The organism is uncultured Thalassolituus sp. (assembly GCF_950066645.1).
Classification (GTDB): Bacteria; Pseudomonadota; Gammaproteobacteria; order Pseudomonadales; family Oceanobacteraceae; genus Thalassolituus.
This window is the reverse complement of record NZ_CATMFB010000001.1, coordinates 1-19,861: the sequence shown is the minus strand read 5'-3', so window position 1 is coordinate 19,861 and position 19,861 is coordinate 1. Positions and strand designations below refer to the sequence as shown.

16 protein-coding genes are annotated in these 19,861 nt (G+C 55.6%); 13 read left to right on the top strand and 3 right to left on the bottom strand.

Translation table 11 applies throughout. The features are described from left to right. Window positions 1-10 precede the first annotated feature (10 nt). From Q1L85_RS00080 to Q1L85_RS00065, 4 genes are all read left to right on the top strand, one after another. The gene (locus Q1L85_RS00080) at window positions 11-3,406 is read left to right on the top strand and encodes a transglutaminase family protein (RefSeq protein ID WP_300427027.1); all 3,396 of its coding nucleotides are present in this window, start codon (window positions 11-13) and stop codon (window positions 3,404-3,406) included. A gap of 59 nt (window positions 3,407-3,465) precedes the next feature. Then, entirely contained in the window at window positions 3,466-5,973 is a 2,508-nt protein-coding gene (locus Q1L85_RS00075) for a circularly permuted type 2 ATP-grasp protein (protein ID WP_300427025.1), read from the top strand. Further along, entirely contained in the window at window positions 5,973-6,851 is an 879-nt protein-coding gene (locus tag Q1L85_RS00070; RefSeq protein WP_300431921.1) for a transglutaminase family protein, read from the top strand. Before Q1L85_RS00075 ends, Q1L85_RS00070 begins: the two co-directional genes overlap by 1 nt. 74 nt (window positions 6,852-6,925) lie before the next feature. Then, window positions 6,926-7,651 carry a helix-hairpin-helix domain-containing protein gene (locus Q1L85_RS00065; RefSeq protein ID WP_300428654.1) on the top strand — a complete coding sequence of 242 codons (726 nt, stop codon included), beginning with the start codon at window positions 6,926-6,928 and terminating at the stop codon, window positions 7,649-7,651. Between the two features lie 130 nt (window positions 7,652-7,781). Here the strand turns inward: Q1L85_RS00065 and argH are convergent, their stop codons facing one another. After that, on the bottom strand, window positions 7,782-9,176 hold the full coding sequence (gene argH / locus Q1L85_RS00060) for an argininosuccinate lyase (RefSeq protein WP_300428653.1): 1,395 nt from the start codon (window positions 9,174-9,176) through the stop codon (window positions 7,782-7,784). A 120-nt stretch (window positions 9,177-9,296) separates the two neighbouring features. Here argH and Q1L85_RS00055 point away from each other — a divergent pair, with 120 nt between their 5' ends. The 9 genes from Q1L85_RS00055 (at window position 9,297) to Q1L85_RS00015 (ending at window position 16,900) form a co-directional block, all read left to right on the top strand. Next, window positions 9,297-10,334 (top strand): sensor histidine kinase, encoded by a 1,038-nt coding sequence (locus tag Q1L85_RS00055; RefSeq protein ID WP_300428651.1) that lies wholly within the window; start codon window positions 9,297-9,299, stop codon window positions 10,332-10,334. Further along, window positions 10,331-11,062 (top strand): LytTR family DNA-binding domain-containing protein, encoded by a 732-nt coding sequence (locus Q1L85_RS00050; RefSeq protein ID WP_300431918.1) that lies wholly within the window; start codon window positions 10,331-10,333, stop codon window positions 11,060-11,062. The genes Q1L85_RS00055 and Q1L85_RS00050 overlap by 4 nt, the downstream gene beginning before the upstream one ends. Before the next feature lie 86 nt (window positions 11,063-11,148). Further along, window positions 11,149-12,081, top strand: coding sequence for a hydroxymethylbilane synthase (hemC, locus tag Q1L85_RS00045; RefSeq protein WP_300428111.1), 933 nt, complete (start codon window positions 11,149-11,151; stop codon window positions 12,079-12,081). Beyond that, window positions 12,078-12,860 carry a uroporphyrinogen-III synthase gene (locus tag Q1L85_RS00040; protein ID WP_300428112.1) on the top strand — a complete coding sequence of 261 codons (783 nt, stop codon included), beginning with the start codon at window positions 12,078-12,080 and terminating at the stop codon, window positions 12,858-12,860. Before hemC ends, Q1L85_RS00040 begins: the two co-directional genes overlap by 4 nt. A gap of 39 nt (window positions 12,861-12,899) precedes the next feature. Then, window positions 12,900-14,006, top strand: a complete 1,107-nt coding sequence (locus Q1L85_RS00035; RefSeq protein WP_300428113.1) for a uroporphyrinogen-III C-methyltransferase — start codon at window positions 12,900-12,902, stop codon at window positions 14,004-14,006. After that, complete coding sequence (locus Q1L85_RS00030) at window positions 14,003-15,220, top strand: heme biosynthesis HemY N-terminal domain-containing protein (protein ID WP_300428114.1); 1,218 nt, start codon at window positions 14,003-14,005, stop codon at window positions 15,218-15,220. Before Q1L85_RS00035 ends, Q1L85_RS00030 begins: the two co-directional genes overlap by 4 nt. A gap of 66 nt (window positions 15,221-15,286) precedes the next feature. Then, window positions 15,287-15,742, top strand: coding sequence for a hypothetical protein (locus Q1L85_RS00025; protein ID WP_300428115.1), 456 nt, complete (start codon window positions 15,287-15,289; stop codon window positions 15,740-15,742). Window positions 15,743-15,869: 127 nt separating this feature from the next. Further along, window positions 15,870-16,418 (top strand): flavodoxin, encoded by a 549-nt coding sequence (locus tag Q1L85_RS00020; RefSeq protein ID WP_300428116.1) that lies wholly within the window; start codon window positions 15,870-15,872, stop codon window positions 16,416-16,418. A gap of 41 nt (window positions 16,419-16,459) precedes the next feature. After that, a complete protein-coding gene (locus Q1L85_RS00015) occupies window positions 16,460-16,900 on the top strand; it encodes a hypothetical protein (RefSeq protein ID WP_300428117.1) in 441 nt (146 codons plus the stop codon). A gap of 3 nt (window positions 16,901-16,903) precedes the next feature. Here Q1L85_RS00015 and Q1L85_RS00010 read toward each other — a convergent pair whose 3' ends face one another. Beyond that, window positions 16,904-17,941 carry a hypothetical protein gene (locus Q1L85_RS00010; protein WP_300428118.1) on the bottom strand — a complete coding sequence of 346 codons (1,038 nt, stop codon included), beginning with the start codon at window positions 17,939-17,941 and terminating at the stop codon, window positions 16,904-16,906. Window positions 17,942-18,013: 72 nt separating this feature from the next. Beyond that, window positions 18,014-19,861: hypothetical protein (locus tag Q1L85_RS00005; protein ID WP_300431914.1), on the bottom strand; the 1,848-nt coding region annotated here is incomplete at its 5' end.

Sequence of the window (19,861 nt, the reverse complement as noted above, 5' to 3'; positions counted from 1 at the left end):
AGGATTCGCCATGACGATTACCGTCGCTATACAGCACAATACCTATTACGATTTTGATCGCCCGGTTAACCTGTCGCCGCATGTGGTGCGGCTGCGCCCTGCGCCACACAGCCGCACGCCGATCAAAAGCTACAGTCTGAAGATTGGTCCGGAAGAGCATTTTCTTAACTGGCAGCAGGACCCTTACGGTAACTTCCAGGCGCGCCTGGTGTTTCCTGAGAAGACCCGCCGGTTGTCCGTCGAGGTAGAAGTGATCGCTGAGATGACAGTGATCAACCCATTCGACTTCTTCATCGAAGAATACGCCGAAAATTTCCCGTTCCGCTATGACAAGCAGCTTCATCATGAGCTGGAGCCGTATCTCGCCTGCACCGTAGAAGGCGATAAGTTCACCGAACTGCTGGAAAGTATTCCACGCAAAGAGACACGTACGATTGATTTTCTGGTGGCGATTAACCAGCGTCTGCAGGAAATGATCGAGTACGGCGTGCGCCTTGAGCCCGGCGTTCAGGAGCCGGAAGAAACGCTGACGCTGATGAAAGGCTCCTGCCGTGATTCCGCCTGGTTGCTGGTGCAGCTGTTGCGCCACATGGGGCTGGCGGCACGTTTTGCTTCAGGTTATCTGGTGCAGCTGACGTCAGATGAAAAATCACTGGACGGTCCATCGGGTCCGGAAGCCGACTTCACAGATCTCCACGCCTGGTGCGAAGTCTTCCTGCCAGGCGCAGGCTGGGTGGGCCTTGATCCCACCTCGGGTCTGTTCGCGTCTGAGGGTCACATTCCTCTGGCCTGTACGCCTGATCCTGTGTCTGCGTCTCCGATCAGTGGCTTCACCGATGAGTGTGAAGTTGAGTTTTCATACAGCAATGAAGTGTCCCGGATTCACGAAGATCCGCGGGTGACCAAACCTTATACCGATGACCAGTGGGCCGATGTTCTGGCTCTGGGCGATAAGGTCGACAAGCTGCTGCTGGAAAACGACGTGCGTCTCACCATGGGGGGTGAGCCAACGTTTGTATCGATCGATGATATGGAATCCGCACAGTGGAATACCGCAGCCCTGGGCAAAGAGAAACTTTCGCTGGCGAAGACACTGCTGCTGCGTCTGCGGGATCATTTTGCGCCCAAAGGCCTGCTGCATTACGGGCAGGGCAAGTGGTATCCGGGTGAGGAAGTCCCACGCTGGGCGCTGGGCCTGTTCTGGCGTACCGATGGCGAGCCGCTCTGGCAGCGCCAGGACTATCTTGCGCGGGTGGACAAAAATTACGGCCACAGCCATCGCGATGCGGAGCTGTTCTCTCAGCGCCTCGCCACCCTGATGGGGATTGCTGATTTCTGCGTGCACCCTGCGTACGAAGATGGCCTGCACTACCTGCTGCAGGAGCAGAACCTGCCTCCGGGGGTTGATGCGCATATCGCTTCTGCCAAAGACAGTCTGGATCGACGTCGTCTGGCACGGGTTCTGGAGCAGGGCCTGGATACACCTTCGGGCTTTGTGATTCCGGTGGAATGGGATTTTTACGCGCACCGCTGGCAGTCGAGCCGGTGGGAGTTCCGTCGCGAGCGCCTGACCCTGATCCCCGGGGATTCTCCGGTCGGCCTGCGCTTACCGCTGGACAGCCTGCCGCCGATCGCTGATGAAGACCGGTTGCCGCAGGAAGCAGACCCTATGCGTGAAACAGACCCGCTCGAAACGGCTGCGCATGCCGTTCAGGTGGCGCTGGAGCGTGTAGAGGCACTGAGTACCAGGACTGCGCAACTGACCCAGCCGCAGAAAGCGGGCACGGATAAGTCAGGCAATCCTCGTGACGATGGCTACTTGTGGAAGAACCTGGTGCGCACGGCACTCTGTGTGGAAGCGCGTGAAGGTAAAATTCATATCTTCCTGCCACCGCTGCCGTACCTTGAAAGCTACATCAATCTGTTGGCGCTTATTGAAGAAACCGCAGAGCAGCTGGATCTGCCGGTGATTATCGAGGGCTATGAGCCGCCGAAAGATCATCGTCTGCAGAAACTGCTGGTGACGCCAGACCCCGGTGTGATTGAAGTGAATATTCACCCGGCGACCAACTGGCGTGATATGGTCAGCAACATGACAGAACTCTATCAGGCGGCGCGTGAGTCCCGTCTGGGGACAGAGAAGTTTATGCTTGATGGCCGTCATACCGGCACAGGTGGTGGTAATCATATTACGCTGGGTGGTTCGACGCCTGCAGACAGTCCGCTGCTGCGTCGTCCGGATCTGCTGCGGAGTTTTGTTACTTACTGGCAGAACCATCCTTCCTTGTCGTATCTGTTTTCTGGTGCCTTTGTGGGGCCAACCAGTCAGGCGCCTCGTGTCGATGAAGGTCGTGATGAATCACTGTACGAGCTGGAAATTGCGTTTCAGCAGATGCCTGACGGGGAAGTCGCTCAGCCATGGCTGGTGGACCGCATCATGCGTAACCTGCTGATCGACCTGACGGGCAACACCCACCGGGCAGAGTTCTGTATTGATAAACTGTTTGCGCCGGGCAGTTCCACCGGACGTCTGGGGATTCTTGAATTCCGTGGCTTCGAAATGCCGCCTCATAGTCGTATGGCCATGGTGCAGGCTCTGCTGCTGCGTGCATTGGTGATCCGTTTCTGGAAACAGCCGTACAAGCAGAAGCTGGAACGCTGGGGAACGCGCCTGCACGATCAGTTTATGCTGCCTCACTACATCTGGCAGGACGTGAAGGAAGTCGCTGACGATCTTCAGTCTCATGGTCTGGATTTCCGTGCGGAGTGGCTGCTGCCTTTCCGTGAGTTCCGGTTCCCGAACTACGGTCGCGTTGAACTCGATGATATCCAGCTGGAACTGAGCTGGGCGATTGAGCCCTGGAATGTTCTCGGTGAAGAAGTGACCAGCTCAGGCACGGCGCGCTACGTGGATTCTTCAGTGGAGCGTCTGCAGGTACGCGTGAGCGGTATGACGGGCAGTCGCTACGTGCTCTCCTGTAACGGTCGCAGGGTGCCGCTGCGCAGTACCGGTCGGCATGGTGAGTTTGTTGCCGGTGTGCGTTATAAAGCCTGGGCTCCGCCGTCGGCACTGCACCCGACCATCGATATTCATGCGCCGCTGGTGTTTGATCTTATCGATACCTGGAACGGACGTTCGGTGGGTGGTTGTACATACCATGTGTCGCATCCGGGCGGGCGTAGTTATGACACCTTCCCTGTGAATGCCTTTGAAGCGGAGTCCCGCCGGGGTAACCGTTTCGATGATCTGAGCCATACTCAGGGGCCATTCACTCCGCGTCCGGATGTTGATGCTCTGCGTCAGTTCTTCCCGCATACCACGCCGCGTCCTATGGCGCCGCCACCGGAAGAATCATACGATGAGTATCCGTTAACGCTGGACCTGCGGACGCGGCGACGTAGCTGAGTCTTGTTGTGAACGATCTGCCATAATAAAAGCCTTATCTGACATCACAGAGTGTTCACATGTCCGGCGAATCCGAACTGAACCTTCATTACCCCCCGCTCGACCGGGCGGGGGATGATATCCGCGACAGCGAGGGGCAGGTATTGCCACACTGGCAGTATGTGCTGGACAGCCTGTCTGCGCTGCCCGCAGATGCGCTTGCAGAACGTCAGAGTAAAGCATTACGACTGCTGCGGGATGATGGTGCGACCTATAACGTCTACAGTGACGATATTAATCCCCCCCGGATCTGGGGTCTGGATCTGGTTCCCAACGTCATCAGTAGCGAAGAGTGGGCGGACATTGAGGCGGGGCTGCTGGAACGCTCTGAGCTGCTGAACCTTCTGCTGCGTGACCTCTACGGCCCGCGTACGCTGATCCGTACGGGAGTATTGCCGCCTGAGGCGCTCTTTTCGCATCGTGGTTTTCTGCGCGCCTGTCAGGGCGTCCGTACCCCCGGCGAGCATGAACTGATCACCCACGCGGTGGACATGGTACGTGGTGCGGACGGCAATATGCTGGTGCTGGCTGACCGCACTCAATGCCCGAGTGGTGCTGGTTATGCACTGGAAAACCGCACCGTTATGTCCCGGACGTTCCCCAGTCTGTTCCGCGACAGTCATGTTCACAGGTTAGCGGCGTATTTTCAGCAGCTGCGCTCGAAGCTGCTGAGCCTGTGCCCAAACCGTGCCCGTCCGCGGGTGGCGGTACTGACCCCGGGTCCACGCAACGAAACCTATTTCGAACATGCCTACATCGCGAATTACCTGGGTTTCTATCTGGTTCAGAGCGACGACCTGATTGTCCGGAACGGTTTCCTGTGGATGAAATCGCTCGACGGCCTGAATCGCGTTGACGTGCTACTCAGGCGAGTCGATGACTGGTTCTGTGACCCGGTAGAACTGCGCAGTGATTCACGCCTCGGGGTGCCCGGATTGCTGGAGGTGGTCCGCTCCGGGAATCTGGTGGTCGCTAATCCGCTCGGCTCCGGTGTACTGGAAAACCCGGTACTGCTGAAATATCTGCCGGGTATCAGCAAGGCACTGTTGGGTCGTGAGTTGCGGATGCCGACGGTACAGACCTACTGGTGTGGCGATGAACAGGACAAAGCGTATGTCCTTGAGCATCTGCAGGAAATGGTGATTAAACCCATCAACCGTCGTCCGGGTGAGTTGAGTATCAATGCCGGACAGGCGACCGCAGAAGAACTGGACGCGCTTAAAGCCCGTATTATGCAGAACCCGCTGGGGTTTGTTGCACAACCGGTCATTGGCGCCAGCTATATCCCGACGCTGGATGGCGCGGTGCTGACCCCACGGCCGGGAATTCTACGTACCTTTACGGTGGCTGGCACCAGCTCATACAGTGTGATGCCCGGCGGCCTTACCCGGGTAGGGCTGGATGAGGGTGCGTTTATCATCTCCAGTCAGACTGGTGCATCGAGTAAGGACACCTGGGTGGTGGCCTCGGAACCCGAGCGGCTGATCACCAATCAGCCTGCGGAAGATCAGGCGGCACGTGAAGCCGACATGATTAACCTGCCGAGTCGGGTGCTGGAAAACCTTTACTGGATGGGGCGCTATGCGGAGCGGGCAGAGGCTGCACTGCGTCTGTTGCGTACGACCCATGCCCTGTTGAATGGCGAAGAGCCGGTTACACCCGCCATGCGTACTTATCTGCTGCGTTCACTGTCGAGCATTGCGGCTACCGCGGTACCCCCGCTGCCGGAGTCAGATGAAGCGATGGGAGTACTGCTGCGCGAAGGCGCGATTCCACATGCCATTGCCGGGGTGCTGAACAGCATGCTCTTCTGTGCGGATGAAGCCAAAGAGCTGTTGTCTTCGGATACCTACCGGGTGATCAATGACATCCGTGACGCTCTGCCGGTGCTGAATGCTGCACCGGACGATTACCGTACCGCGGATGAAGTGATTGACCCTCTTGTAACTGCCTTAATGGCGCTGTCGGGCCTTAATCATGAAAGTATGATGCGGGGCTATGGCTGGCGTTTTATGGAGCTGGGCCGACGTCTCGAACGGGCGTTGCAGAGCTCGGGCATGATGGGTGAACTCCTGGGGCCAGTCCTGGCGGAGCCGGAGCAGTCGCGCATGACAGAAGCCCTGCTGTTAACCCTGGAAGGGCTGATCAGTTATCGTCGGCGGTATGGCGCCCGCACTGCGATTCAGACCGGACTCGACCTGGTGATGCTGGATACCGACAACCCAAGATCGCTGCTGTATCAGCTGGATCAGATGCTGATACATGTCCGTAAACTGCCTAACAATAAGGGCTTCCTGCATGAGCTTCCTCCTGCCGAACGTGCGTTAGTCAGCTGTGCAACTCATATCCGTCTGTCGATTCTGAGCGAGTTAACCGCGGATCAGGACGGCGAAAGACAGGGACTGAGAGAGGCGATGGCGGCTCTGGGAGACAACCTGATGCAGATCAGTGACATGATCAGTGACCGTTACTTCGATCACCGTGAAGAATCTCAGCAGCTGGTTACCGCCCGTTGGGAGGGCCTCTGATGCGCTACCGTATCCGTCACATCACTGAATACAAATACGCCGGAAGGGTGTCACACTGCTACAACCTGGCGCAGATGACCCCGCGAAGCTCTCGCCGTCAGACCTGTCATAACTCACGCATCGACGTCACGCCGGTTGTCGCCGCGGGTTCCCGTCGCGAAGACTATTTTGGCAATACCGCCTATCACTTTGAAATTCAGAAGCCGCATCGCGAGCTGGTGATTACGGCCACCAGTGAGGTTGAAACACACTCGCAGATCGGAGACACCAATCTGGATCTGGGGCGGACATGTGCCGAAGCAAGACGCCAGATGCAGCAGGCACGTCTGGAAGAAGTCATCCTTGCCCGCGAATTTCAGCTGGACTCTGCCATGGTGCGGGCGTCCGCAGAATTGCGTGACTTTGCTGCCGATCTGTTCACAGATGACCGGCCGCTGCTGTCGGCGGTGGCGGCACTGACCGAACGTATCTACTCTGAGTTCGAATATTCGCCACTGGCGACGACGATCGCCACCCCGATTTCCGAAGTTATGAAGAACCGCAAAGGCGTCTGTCAGGATTTCGCACATGTGCAGATAGGTTGTCTGCGGGCTCTGGGCTTTGCCGCAAAGTACGTGTCGGGTTATCTCGAAACACTGCCGCCTCCGGGGCAGGAAAAGATGGTCGGTGCTGATGCGTCGCACGCCTGGCTGTCGGTATTTTCACCGGGAGAAGGTTGGTTTGAATTTGATCCGACCAATAACTGCATGGCAGGTGAACAGCATATCATCACCGCCTGGGGCAGAGATTATTATGATGTGACGCCGCTGAAGGGGGTAATCTTCGGTGGTGGCACCGATCCGATTATGACTGTGTCTGTGGATGTTGCCAGGTTGTGAGGCAAGACAACGACTGTCGTAAAACTGTCATCTGATGACATTAGAGTCCTGACTTTTTAAAAGGGAAAAACAACATGGAACTGCAACTCCAGAAACCAACACAACTTGCCTCTGGCATCCGCCTTGAAGGTACACCATCAATCACAATGGGCTTCGGGCGCGTTCAGCTGGATATGCCAGCTATTATGAACAACCGTGCCGAAGGGAACATCAGCGGTACTTTACGTATTGAACTGTGGGACCTCGATGCGCCCTACAGTGGTGGCGATTTCAATGGTGAGCCGCTGGCGGGCTTTACAGTTGGCACACTGACGTCCGGGTACTGCTACCCTGCCTGTGAATATGACCTGATTAATCTGACCTTCAGCAATCAGGCAGAACGACCTGTGGTCATGCTGCGTGAATGGAATGGCGCATCCTACGATACGGTGGCCTTCTGTGAAATTGCAGACCGCACAGAAAAAGTTGCGGCACCAGTGAAAAAAGCTGCGCCTGTCGCCAGGACAGAAACACCAAAAACAGAACAGCCAAAAGCGAAAGCGACTCCTAAAACCGCGCCAAAAGCCAAAGCTGAAGCGAAGTCTGTTGCTAAAAAGTCGGCAAAAAAGAAAGGCAGCATTGAGTTGATTTCAATCAACGATGCGTCTGTTGCTGACGTTGCTGAACTGAAAGGCGTTTCTGAGAAACTGGCGGCAGCAATTGTGGCCGGCCGTCCGTACACCAGCCCGAACGAACTGCTGCGTGTGAAAGGTATGGGGGTGAAACTGCTGACCCGTATTAAGGACAGCATTAAGCTCTGATATCGCTTGATCAGACCCTGACGTCTGTCAGGGTCTTCTTCTTCTGTACTAATTCTCAAAGACTGTCCGGAAAGTAAACGGTCAGTCCAGTGGCAAAGCGGTTGCCACTGACCTGCAAGCCGGATATGTCTTAACGCGCGCTCAGTTTCTGGCGGGCACGGCCTGCGGCAGCACGAACCTGATCCGGAGCGGTACCGCCGATGTGATCGCGAGCGGCAACTGAGCCTTCCAGTGTCAGCACATCAAAGACGTCTGCGGTGATCTCACCAGAGAACTGCTTCAGTTCTTCCAGCGTCATTTCACTCAGGTCTTTACCGGTCTCAATACCGTACGCCACGGCTTTACCGACAATTTCGTGTGCATCGCGGAACGGGATGCCTTTGCGCACCACGTAGTCGGCAAGATCGGTGGCGGTAGAGAAGCCGCGCATGGCCGCTTCGCGCATATATTCTTTCTTTGCCTGCAGGTGAGGCACCATGTCGGCGAAGGCACGCAGTGAGTCACGGATGGTGTCGACGGTGTCAAACAGCGGTTCTTTGTCTTCCTGATTGTCTTTGTTGTATGCCAGTGGCTGCGATTTCATCAGTGTCAGCAATGAAATCATGTGGCCGTATACCCGGCCGGTTTTGCCACGAACCAGTTCAGGCACATCCGGGTTCTTCTTCTGCGGCATGATGGACGAGCCTGTGCAGAAGCGGTCTGGCAGGTCAACAAACTGGAACTGAGCGGAGGCCCAGAGCACCAGCTCTTCAGAGAAACGCGACATGTGCATCATGATCAGCGAGGCGGCGCTGGTAAATTCAATCGCAAAATCGCGGTCTGATACGGAGTCGAGGCTGTTCTCGGTCGGAGCCTCGAAGCCCAGCAGCTCAGCCGTCAGGTGACGGTCGATCGGGTAGGTCGTGCCTGCCAGTGCGGCGGCGCCCAGAGGCATCTGGTTAACACGCTTACGGCAGTCCTGCAGGCGGGCGTAATCGCGCTCCAGCATTTCGTTCCAGGCCAGCAGGTGGTGGCCAAACGTCACTGGCTGTGCGGTCTGCAGGTGGGTGAAGCCAGGCATGATAGTGTCTGCTTCGCGTTCAGCCAGATCGACCAGACCCTGCTGCAGGCGCGTCAGCTCAGCGGAGATAACGTCTATTTCATCCCGCATGTACAGTCGGATGTCGGTGGCCACCTGATCATTGCGAGAGCGACCGGTATGCAATTTCTTGCCTGTGATGCCGATTTTGGCAGTCAGTGCGGCTTCAATGTTCATGTGGACGTCTTCGAGTTCCACAGACCACTGGAAGTTACCGGCTTCGATATCCGCCTGAATTTCGCTCAGACCCTGAATGATATCGTCGCGTTCCTGCTCAGTCAGAACGCCGACTTTGCAGAGCATGGTTGCGTGCGCGACGGAACCCTGAATATCCTGGCGGTACATGCGCTGATCAAACTCCACAGAAGCGGTGTAGCGGGCAACGAAGGCGTCGGTCGGCTCGGAAAAGCGGCCGCCCCAGGAAACGTTGGTGGACTGATCAGACATAAAGCACCTCAGGGTGATGATGGGGGAAACGGCGCGGATTATACCTGTTTGCCCCGGGGGTTTACAGAAGACGCCCGGCACAGGAGACTGAGCGTTACCCAAGCAGGCTGAAGTACGCGCATGACAGATACCCGGGACGATAAATTACTGGAGGGATTTTTCCTTCCTGATCTCTGCAACACCCGTGCAGTTCTGATACTGCTCATTGTGACTGAAGCACTGGTACTGGCACTGACGCTGGTTGAAACCGGTGTCGAAGCATTCTCATTGTCACGTTTTGGTCTGGTATCTCTGTTCGTACAGTGGATTGCTCTGTTGTCGGTGGGGGTGTTGTGCCAGTCCCGCCGGCTGCTTGCGCGTCTGCCCGTTGTCGGCGCTGCGGCTATCGCAATGGCGATCACCCAGATCATTACTCTGGTGATCAGCCTGCTGGGGGATGCCATTCTCCCCGGAGCGGGGCCGGACATCGACTGGTTGTGGATACTGCGTAATCAACTGGTGAGTGCCATTTTTACAGCGATGGCTCTGCGCTATTTCTACGTTCAGAGCCAGTGGCGCATGCAGACTCAGGCTGAGCTGCGCTCCCGCCTGGCAGCGCTGCAGGCGAATATCCGCCCACATTTTTTCTTCAATACGCTGAATACAGTGGCGTCTCTGATTGTCATTGATCCGGATAAAGCCGAACAGATGCTGCTGGAGCTGGCGCAGTTATTCAGGGCGGTACTGCGTGGTGCTGAAGCCAGTACCTCGTTGCGTCAGGAAATTGAGCTGAGTAAAGGATATCTGGATATCGAGCAGACGCGTCTTGGGGATCGTCTGAGCGTGGAATGGGAATTACCTCACAGCCTGCCGGATTTACAGGTGCCACAATTGATACTGCAGCCACTGCTGGAAAACGCGGTCTATCACGGTATTCAGCCTGTCGTTGCTCCCGGTGATATCCGGGTTGTTCTCAGTCAGCAAGAAACAGGATGGGAGATGGTCATCAGCAACAGCAAAGCTGCGGGTGTCCGTGCAGAAGGCGGCAACCGTATTGCTCATCAGAATATCCGCGCCCGGCTGGAAGCGCAGTTCGGCAGCGAAGCCCGCCTTGATGTCAGTGATCAGGGGGAGCGTTATATTGCCCGCCTGTCATTGCCCCGGGGGGCGGGCTTGTGACATATCGCCTGATGATCGTTGATGATGAGCCTCTCGCCCGCGAGCGACTGAAGCGACTTCTGCAGGAACACGCAGACTTCCGGATTGTCGCCGAAGCGGGGGATGGTCAGGCGGCGGTTGACTGGTTAAAGCAGTTTGAGGCCGACGTCGTCCTGCTGGACATTCAGATGCCGGGAATGGATGGCCTTGATGCTGCGGAACACTTTCTGTCGCTGGAACGGCCTCCCGTGGTGATCTTCTGCACCGCCTATGACGATCATGCCTTGCCTGCGTTTCGCGTGAATGCGGCAGACTATCTGCTGAAGCCCATCCGGAAAGAAGAGCTTTCCCGTGCGCTGGGCCGTGCGCAGGAGCGTCTGCAACGTCAGTCGCCCTCAGAGCCGGTCTCAACCCGGACTCATATCAGCGCCCGTACACACCACGGTCTGGAATTGATCGCCGTTGAAGACATCCGGTATTTCACCGCCGATCAGAAGTACGTCTCAGTCGTGCACAGTGGTGGCACAACGCTGATCGATGAATCGCTGAAGCAGCTGGAAGAAGAGTTCGGTGATCAGTTTCTGCGCACGCACCGCAGCACTCTCGTTGCTGCGCATGCGATTGAGCGCCTGGAAACGGATGACGAAGGGACGTTTATTCATCTGCGCAACTGCAGTGAAGGCCTGCCGGTCAGTCGTCGTCATCTGGCGGGTGTGCGCCGCTATCTTAAGAACTACAGCAGCGCCTGACGCCTGTCGCGCACTGGTCAAAGAACGCGCAGCAAATTCCTGTTATCATCCGCGGCTGAAATTTCCATTGAAGGTCTGTAACGACGATGTCTGTGCTGCGTATTGCTACCCGTAAAAGCCCGCTTGCCATGTGGCAGGCTGAACATATCAAGGCCCGCCTTGAGGCGCTGCACGAAGGCTTGTCCGTTGAACTGGTCACCTTTACGACGCAGGGTGACAAGATTCTCGACGTGCCGCTGGCAAAGATCGGTGGTAAAGGCCTGTTCGTTAAAGAGCTGGAAGCCGCCATGCTGGATGGTCGCGCTGATATCGCCGTGCATTCAATGAAAGACGTGCCGATGGAATTCCCGGAAGGGCTGGAGCTGGGGGTGATCTGCGAGCGTGAGAATCCTCTCGATGCGTTTGTCTCCAATAAGTACAAGAGTATTGATGACATGCCTGCCGGTAGCGTGGTCGGGACTTCCAGCCTGCGTCGCCAGTGTCAGGTACAGCAGCGTCGTCCGGATCTGGTCATCAAGAGCCTGCGTGGTAATGTTCAGACCCGTCTCGGGAAAATGGACGCTGGTGAATACGATGCCATCATTCTGGCGTCAGCCGGTCTGCTGCGTATGGAAATGCATGATCGCATTGCGGCATTTATGCCGGCCGAAGAGTCCTTGCCCGCAGGTGGTCAGGGAGCGCTGGGTATCGAATGGCGTACAGGTGATGAAGACATTCAGGCGCTGATCCGTCCGCTGCACGATGAAGTGACCGCCAGCTGCGTACTGGCAGAACGTGCGCTCAACCGTCGCCTGCAGGGCGGGTGTCAGGTCCCGATTGCCTGTTATGCCGAGCGTCAGGACGATGATCTGCGTCTGCGCGGCCTGGTCGGCAGCGTGGACGGTGCGACGATTCTGCGTTGCGAATACCAGGGGAAGGCCGAAACGGCAGAGGCACTGGGCATTCAGGCAGCAGAAGACCTGTTAGCTCAGGGCGCAGGTGATATCCTCTCGGCCGTTTATGGACATGAAGTGAAGTGACCGACAGGAAAAATATTCCGCTCGTTGTGACCCGGCCCTCGGATCAGGCGTCTGAATTATTGTCATCCCTGTCAGTGCTGGACAATGACGTCCGTCACCACCCTTTGATTGATATCCGTGGTTTCCGTGATGATGGCACACCCGAATCATCTGCGGTGAAGCAGCGGATACTGGATATTGATGGCTATCACTCTGTGATCGCCATCAGCCAGAATGCCGCCGAAGCCGGGTTGGCATGGCTCGACGACTATTGGCCGCAACATCCGGTAGGTATCACCTGGTACGCCGTTGGCCCGACCACGGCAGAGGTATTGCGCGGTGCAGGTCTGCCGGTCGAGATGCCGGCGGAGCGCTTTGACAGTGAAGGTGTGCTGGCGTTGGACGGTCTGCAGGCAGCCGTGATCGAAGGTGAAAAAATACTGATCTGGCGTGGTGTGGGTGGGCGTGAAACCCTGGCCAGCGTTTTACGCCAGCGCGGTGCCCGCGTTGACTATGCGGAGTTGTACGAGCGGCGTCAGATTGACTACAGCGGAGCCGACTGGGATGCCGCATTGGAAGACGGGCCGCTGCTGTTACTGAGCAGTGGCCAGGCGCTGGATATCGCCATGGAACAGGTCGCAGACCTGCCCCAGAGGGTCGCAGGTATTCTGGTACCCAGCACCAGAGTTGCCGATCAGGCCAGAGCCCGGGGCTTCCGGGAGGTTCTGGTTGCGGCCAGTGCCCGTAATGAAGATACTTTGCACAGCCTGCGCGCGTGGTTAGCCGCAGCTGATAGATAGTGATAGCCGGAAGGCATTTTTATTTATAAGGAACCGACAGTGAGCAACGAGCAACAGAACGCATCCCCAGCGGGACAGAGCAAGCAGGCAAAGCGTGGTGGTAACCTGCTGTCCTGGGTCAATCTGGTCCTGATCGTCATCCTCTTCCTGCTGGCCGGATTTGCTGGCTGGCTGGGCTGGCAGCAACAACAGAACGCGACGGCAGAGTCCGCTGTTCTGAAAAATGATCTGGCCAACGCACTGAGCCGTATCGACGCCAGTGCTGCCCGTGAAAATGAATTAATGGCCCGCGCAGAAGCGCTTGCTGCCGCGGCAGAAACTCTGCAGGCACAGGTGGCTCATAACTCTGAACGTCTGGGCAAACTGCCGGGTGCTGAACGTCAGGACTGGCTGCTCGCTGAGGCTGAGTATCTGCTGCGCCTGGCGAACCAGCGTCTTGAGCTGGAAAGCGATTGGGACGGCGCAGTCAGCATGCTGGTGGCCGCAGATAACGTACTGATCGAAACCCGCAACCCGGCGATGAATAAAGTCCGTTCACTGATTGCCCGTGAACTGATGGCGCTTCGTGCAGTACCAGCGATTGACACCGTCGGTGCGGTCTATCGTATCCAGGCACTGCAGGAAAAAGTTACGGCTCTGCCGTGGATGCCTGAAAAACTGATTGAAGAACCTGTGGCAGAGCAGGAGCCACGGACGCTTGAAGAGCAGACCATGTTCTGGAAGACCTGGTACGCCATCAAGGAACAGGTTCAGCGTATGGTACGTATCCGCGACCGTGGTAAGCCAGTTGAAGCGCCTCTGACGCCTGATCAGCAGTATTACCTGCAGCAGAACATGCTGCTGATGCTGGAACAGGCTCAGGTGGCACTGCTGCGTGAAGAACCAGAACTGTATGTTCACAGCCTGAAGCGTGTGCAGGAGTGGTTGGATCAGTACCTGATCATTGAAGACGAGCGCACCCGCGCAGCCTATGCCTCGCTGGCCGAGCTGATGACCTGGGACGTTGCTCCGCAGGTGCCAGACATCAGTGCCTCACTGGTTCTGCTGCGCAAACTGGTTGAAGAACAACGCCGTGGCACAGTTGCGCCGGCACAGCCAGTCACTGATGAAGTGGCTGCTGACGCTGCAGCGGAGGGCGAGGCATGAGACTCCTGATCGTCACATTGCTGGTTGTCGTTGCACTGGCACTGGTAGGCGGTGCGGTACTCGCGGTGTTTAACCAGTGGAATGTGTTTGCTGCTCTGGGTCTGGATATTGATCCGGGCTACGTCATGCTCAGCTACGAATCCCTGACGTTGGAAACCAGCTTCTGGATGTTCCTGATATTGACCGCCGTTGCGCTTTTTGCCGTGTATTTTGTCCTGCGTACCCTGCTGGTGATTATCGGCAGTGACCGTCGCTTCAATGAATGGCGTCAGCGCCGTCGTAGCGTCCGTGCCCGTCGCCAGACCACCCGGGGACTGCTGGCTCTCGCACAGGGGCAGTGGCGTCGTGCAGAACGCAATCTGACCAGCAGTGCAAAAGATGCTGATCAGCCTTTGATTAACTACCTTGCGGCTGCGCGTGCGGCCTATGAGCAGGGAAAAAACGAAGCGACTGACGAATGGCTGAAAGCCGCCAGTCAGAGCACCAAAGGTTCTGATCTGGCCGTCGGCATCACTCAGGTTCAGCTACTGCAGTCGCGTAATCAGAATGAACAGGCTCTGGCGGTTCTGCTGAAGCTGCGTGAAGATCATCCGCGTCACCCATACCTGCTTAAACTGCTGGTGAAAACGCTGCAGGACCTGAGCGACTGGGTTGCACTTAATGAGCTGCTCCCGACGCTGCGTAAAGCGACGAAGATCCCGGCCGACGAACTGAAAAAGCTGGAAGAGAAGGTTGCTCTGCAACTGCTCGACCGGGCTCGTCATGCTCATGGTGGCCGTGATCTGGTTAAAACGTTCGATGGTCTGTCGCGCGATGTCCGTAACACCCACACTGTATTGTCCTGCTATGTCGGACTGCTGCTCGAAACGGAGCAGGAAGAAAAAGCAGAAGAAGCACTCCGTTCAGGTCTGAAGAGTGTCTGGCACGATGACCTCGTGGAGACCTTTGGCCGACTCAAAGGCGCCGATGCTGGTAAACAGCTTCTGTTCGCTGAGCAGCAACTGCAGGAGCGTCCTAATGATCCCGTTCTGCTGCTGACTCTGGGACGTCTGGCTCTGCGCCAGAATGATATCGAGAAGGCCCGCGAATACCTGCAGACGGGTCTGCGCATCAAAGGTCTGCCTGGCCTCCATGCAGAAATGGGCAAAGTGATGCTGGCCGAGGGTGATGAAACGCTCGCCTGTGAGCACTTCCAGCTCGCATTGGGTCACTGACCAGAAGCCTCCATAGAATAAGAACGCCTCTGCCGTGCAGTGCCGGCAGAGGCAACGGAGCCTCACATGACGGAATACCGCCCACCTTACCGGTCTGCAGTCGCAGACTATCTGACGATCATTACCGCAGCGTTTACTGTGTTCAGTGGCGCGTATTCTCTCTGGTCAGGAGCAACGGTTGATCCGGTGACTGACACCGCCGCCGGGTACTGGGACGCGCCTCTCCGCCATGCTCTGGCAATTGCGCTGACCGTGATGGGGCTGTTCTTCTTTATGGATCAATCCGTCAAGCTGGCCCGTCGCATCGTCATGTCTGAGGGGAATGTCCTTCCCCGCTGGCTGGTATTTGGTCTCTTCTATTTCGGGGGCATGGCAATGTATGCGGTGTTCCAGATCATCCTGCAGGCGAACCTCTTCGCTGAAGTGCAGATTTCGTACTTTATTACCTCTCTGGTGATATGGCTCGCGCTGGCAATCCCGCTGGGTGTTATGTCCGTCATCAAGCCATTCCGGCGCCGCTGAACGCCGCTTTTCTCTTCCCTTTTTAAGCCCTGACGACAGACACAAAATTGTCTGACAGGGGGTTGCGTTTGCATTGATATGTAATGATAATGATTCGCATTAAATGTATTTATCAGAGGGATACCCCGTGAGTTCACTTGGTCAGGCGAGCGTAGGCATTATCTACGGTACAGACACAGGTAACACCGAAGAAGTCGGTGAAAAAATCAGTCAGCTGCTTACCGATGCGGGTGTGGTCGCCGAGATGCTGAATGTCACAGACGTCAGTGCTGACGATCTGGAACGCTTCGACCTGGCCATCATGGGCATTCCGACCTGGGATTTCGGCGGTATTCAGGCCGACTGGGAAGATATCGCCGATACGCTCAGCAACCTGAACCTTTCAGGAAAGGTTGTGGCCCTCTACGGACTGGGTGATCAGTTTGGTTACGGTGATTTCTTTCTTGATGCGATGGGCTGGCTGAAGGAGTACGTCGAAAAAGCCGGTGCGCGTCTGATTGGCTACTGGCCTACCGAAGGCTATGAGTTTGAGGCATCACGGGCTGTGAACGAAGACAACACGCTCTTCTGCGGACTGGCAATCGACGAAGATCAGCAGTTTGAACTCAGTGATTCCCGGATTGAAACCTGGGTTGCCCAGATTATTTCCGAATACGACGCACTGGCCGCCGCATAACGTCAGCATTCAGGCATCTCAGCACTTCAGGAGGATCCATCATGAAGTTTCTTTGCGGAAAACACAGACTCTGGCTGACTCAAAACCCTGAAGAGCTGCTGCCCGGCTGGCGACGTACCTGCAGGATGGGGCGGGAGGCTCTTGTTGAAGAGCACTGGCATCAGGCGGCGGTATTCTTTGGCAATGCCTGGGAAATGTCCGAGCTGCTGCTGTCAGCTCAGCCCGGACGTGGAAGTCAGCAGCGCTACATCGAAACAGCTGGTGAGATGATGTGGGCGCTGCGGGCAGGAGAGCAGTCAGATGGCTGCCGCTTTGTCTTCAGCCAGGTACTCTCACGACTGGAACAGGAAGCCCGGGTCGAGTGTTCACATGAAAGCCTGTCGTTGTTACGGGAACTGGCGTTCGGCGATGAAGGCTATGCTCATGCGCTGTTACAGGCCCAGCGTCAGACTCATGGAGTTTCTGCGGGCTATCTGCACTGATCGTCAGAATGACGCCGTAATGTGGGCACTGATGGTCAGACTCCGACTGCTATCCGGATCCAGAGAATCACTTAATATTTCCAGTCCGGCATAGCGACTGTTTATTCCCAGTGACGCAGCCCGCCATTGTGGGTGGTAACCAGCACTCAGCTGCAAATTATCGAGTATCCGGGAATATTTAATTGCCGCACTGGTCTGTATTTCGGTGAGCAACAGTTCCAGTGACGCCTGGTGACGGCCGTGAAACTGCCAGCGTTGTGTCAGCCAATGGATGGCAGAGGGTGTCAGATTAACTGTGTCATAATATTCATAGCCGTCCAGAAGATAATTTCCTTCGGTATCCAGCCTGGCATCTGTGTACGGAATTCCCTGCCAGTCGATAACCCCCAACAGATTTTCACCACGGTAATAGGCTGTATAGCGGCCCTTCCGGAAGGAAGCTTCAAGACCCAATGCGTAAAGGTCTCCGTAGTGCTCCTGCTCAAGAGTCCGGCGCAGGATTTTATCTTCGGTATATCCATAGTCGATATCAAGGCGCCCTCCCCAGTCGTCTGGCGAGCCATACCTCACATCACCTTCGACGCTTCCCCAGAGAATCCGGTCCAGCAGTAACCAGCTAATTTTAGGTGTCAGAGTCAACTGAGGCGTCAGTTCGAACGTGTGGCTGACCTCCCAGCCTTTGCCCCGATAATCACGTGCTTCTATACGGCTGTACCTGGAGTATTCGTTGTCGGGAGTGATATCGTTAGTTGCGTAGTAAAAGCCTTCTGCTAACTGATATGGAAAGCGATACTCAGCATGGAAGCGGTTAAGGTAACTCACCCGCCAGGGTCCGAAAAACAAGTTGGCGCTGGTCTGCTGCCAGAGAAATCCGTCATCTTCCTTGATTATTTTTCCATCCCAGTCGTTGACGACGGCATCGATGGCCATCGGCCCCGTGTGAGCAATACCCTCGTACTCAAAGCTCACACCGGTCTGGGATTCAGCGCCGCATTGTGAGGTGAATACAAGCGCGGAGAAGACGAAAACTAATAATCGCATCAGATGGTCCAGAAATTATAAAAAAGGTCCGGAGCTTACGCTGCCGGACCTGTCATCAAATTCTGATCAGAATCAGTTGCTGACTCTCTCGACCAGAAAGTTCGGCGTCAGAATGCGGTATCTTTCTTCGTTGCCGAATTTAAATACCGGCACACCATCACGGGATTCCAGTACACCTACCTGGTGGCCTGCGACGGTAATAACACCGGTGAATTCGAACTCGTCGCAGTCAGAAGTTCCGTCACCTGAAACACAGGTCGCCTGAATGGTCATCTCGGTATCTGCATTTGCAACAGTCAGATAGTTGAACTCTCCGTCGGTGACGTCGGCACTGGAATCCAGATTGATATTTATGATTCGTTCTATGCTGGAATCCGGGCTGTTGTAACTCAGTTGGATAATCCCATTTACATCTTCCTGAGCTCTGCGTATTGCAGACACTAATATTTTTGCATTATCCAGCCCGCTGATAGTGGAGCCAATGCGCAGTGCAAGCGCTACATCCCCATACGTCTCCGGATCGTCGATATCTTCCATACGATTTACATGCATCAGTCCATTGATGCTTACTGACGCACTCTCACCGGCTGATACTGTATTCAGCTCTCCAGCGATAGTGGCTTCGTATGGATGTATGACGGGCTCATTATCAATAATGACAAGGCTACCATCTGTGGCTTGTCTGGCTTTCATCTTTATACGGGCTGCGCCTGAAAAACCTGTTGTTTCTGTTGGGTAGGCAGCCGCATTACTGACCGTCATTACACCTTCAAAAGCAACTTCGCCTGTCGGTGCAATCACTTGTTGAGCATTGCTGTCTGATACAGATGCGGAGATTTTCCCTTCGAAGCGGGCAACGCTGCCGTCGCTCACAGACGCTTGTGCATACCCCTGAAAATCCGACGTCAGCGAAGCATTTTCAAGGCTGGCGGAGAACCCAAGAAATCTGCTTCCTTGCTGCTCGTAATCTCCTGATACGGAAATGTTTATGTCTCCTGACATATCCGGTGCTTCGCCCCTGCTGTCATCACTGGATATCGTCAGGCGGTTTGTCAGTAGTCGCGAGTTTTCGGAAGGAGACGTCAGTTCAGTATTCAGACTGAATGCAGCGGTACCTGTGTAGCCTTTGGCATGACCTGAGGAGACAGCCGTCATTGACTCGAGACTACCCGGGTCAATCTCGCCATAGTCGTAGTAGACAGCGTAAAGATAGTTCCTGACGCTGTATGGGCTGTCAAAGTTAAGTGTCACGGCGGTGGAAGGGACAGACACTTCGGTGAATCCAGCGCGATAGTAGGACCGGGGTGTCAGTTTCAGGTTGGTCATTTCATAGGTTAACGATGAACCATTCTGTTCTACCGAAAGATACGCAGGTTGGGTGCTGCTGGAAATTTTGAAATTGTTACTCATGCCATAGAAAGTGACTTCCGAGATTTGTCCATTACTCCATTGGTAGTTTGCGGTGATACTTGAGCCTGGGTCGTTATAGCCGTCATCGTATGTAAGAAATTTTTTAATCCCGAGGTGATTCAGTCGACTTCCGAGTGCTGCGGTATTCAGGCTGTAACTTCTGTCCGCATTGATGGAATACGGCAGGCTTGCATGGTTATTTTCTATGTACTGAGCGTATTGGCCTAACCACCCGACAAGTTCAGCAGCATCAAGGAGGGGGCCGGGACCAGTGACGTCGCGATAGGCGGTACAGTAGGCAAAGTACTGTTGGTAGTAATAACTGTAGTAACTGTAGATCTCTGCGCATTCTGGTCTGGTAGTGACAACCAGGCTTGTGAAGTTCTCTATCTCAGTCGACATTTCATCAAACGCAGGCAGCAGTTCCGCAGCGGCTTCAATCTGAGCAGCGTACATGTCACCTTTGGTGTCGACATCTGCGTTGCTCAGTGCCTGATACCAGTTATTCAG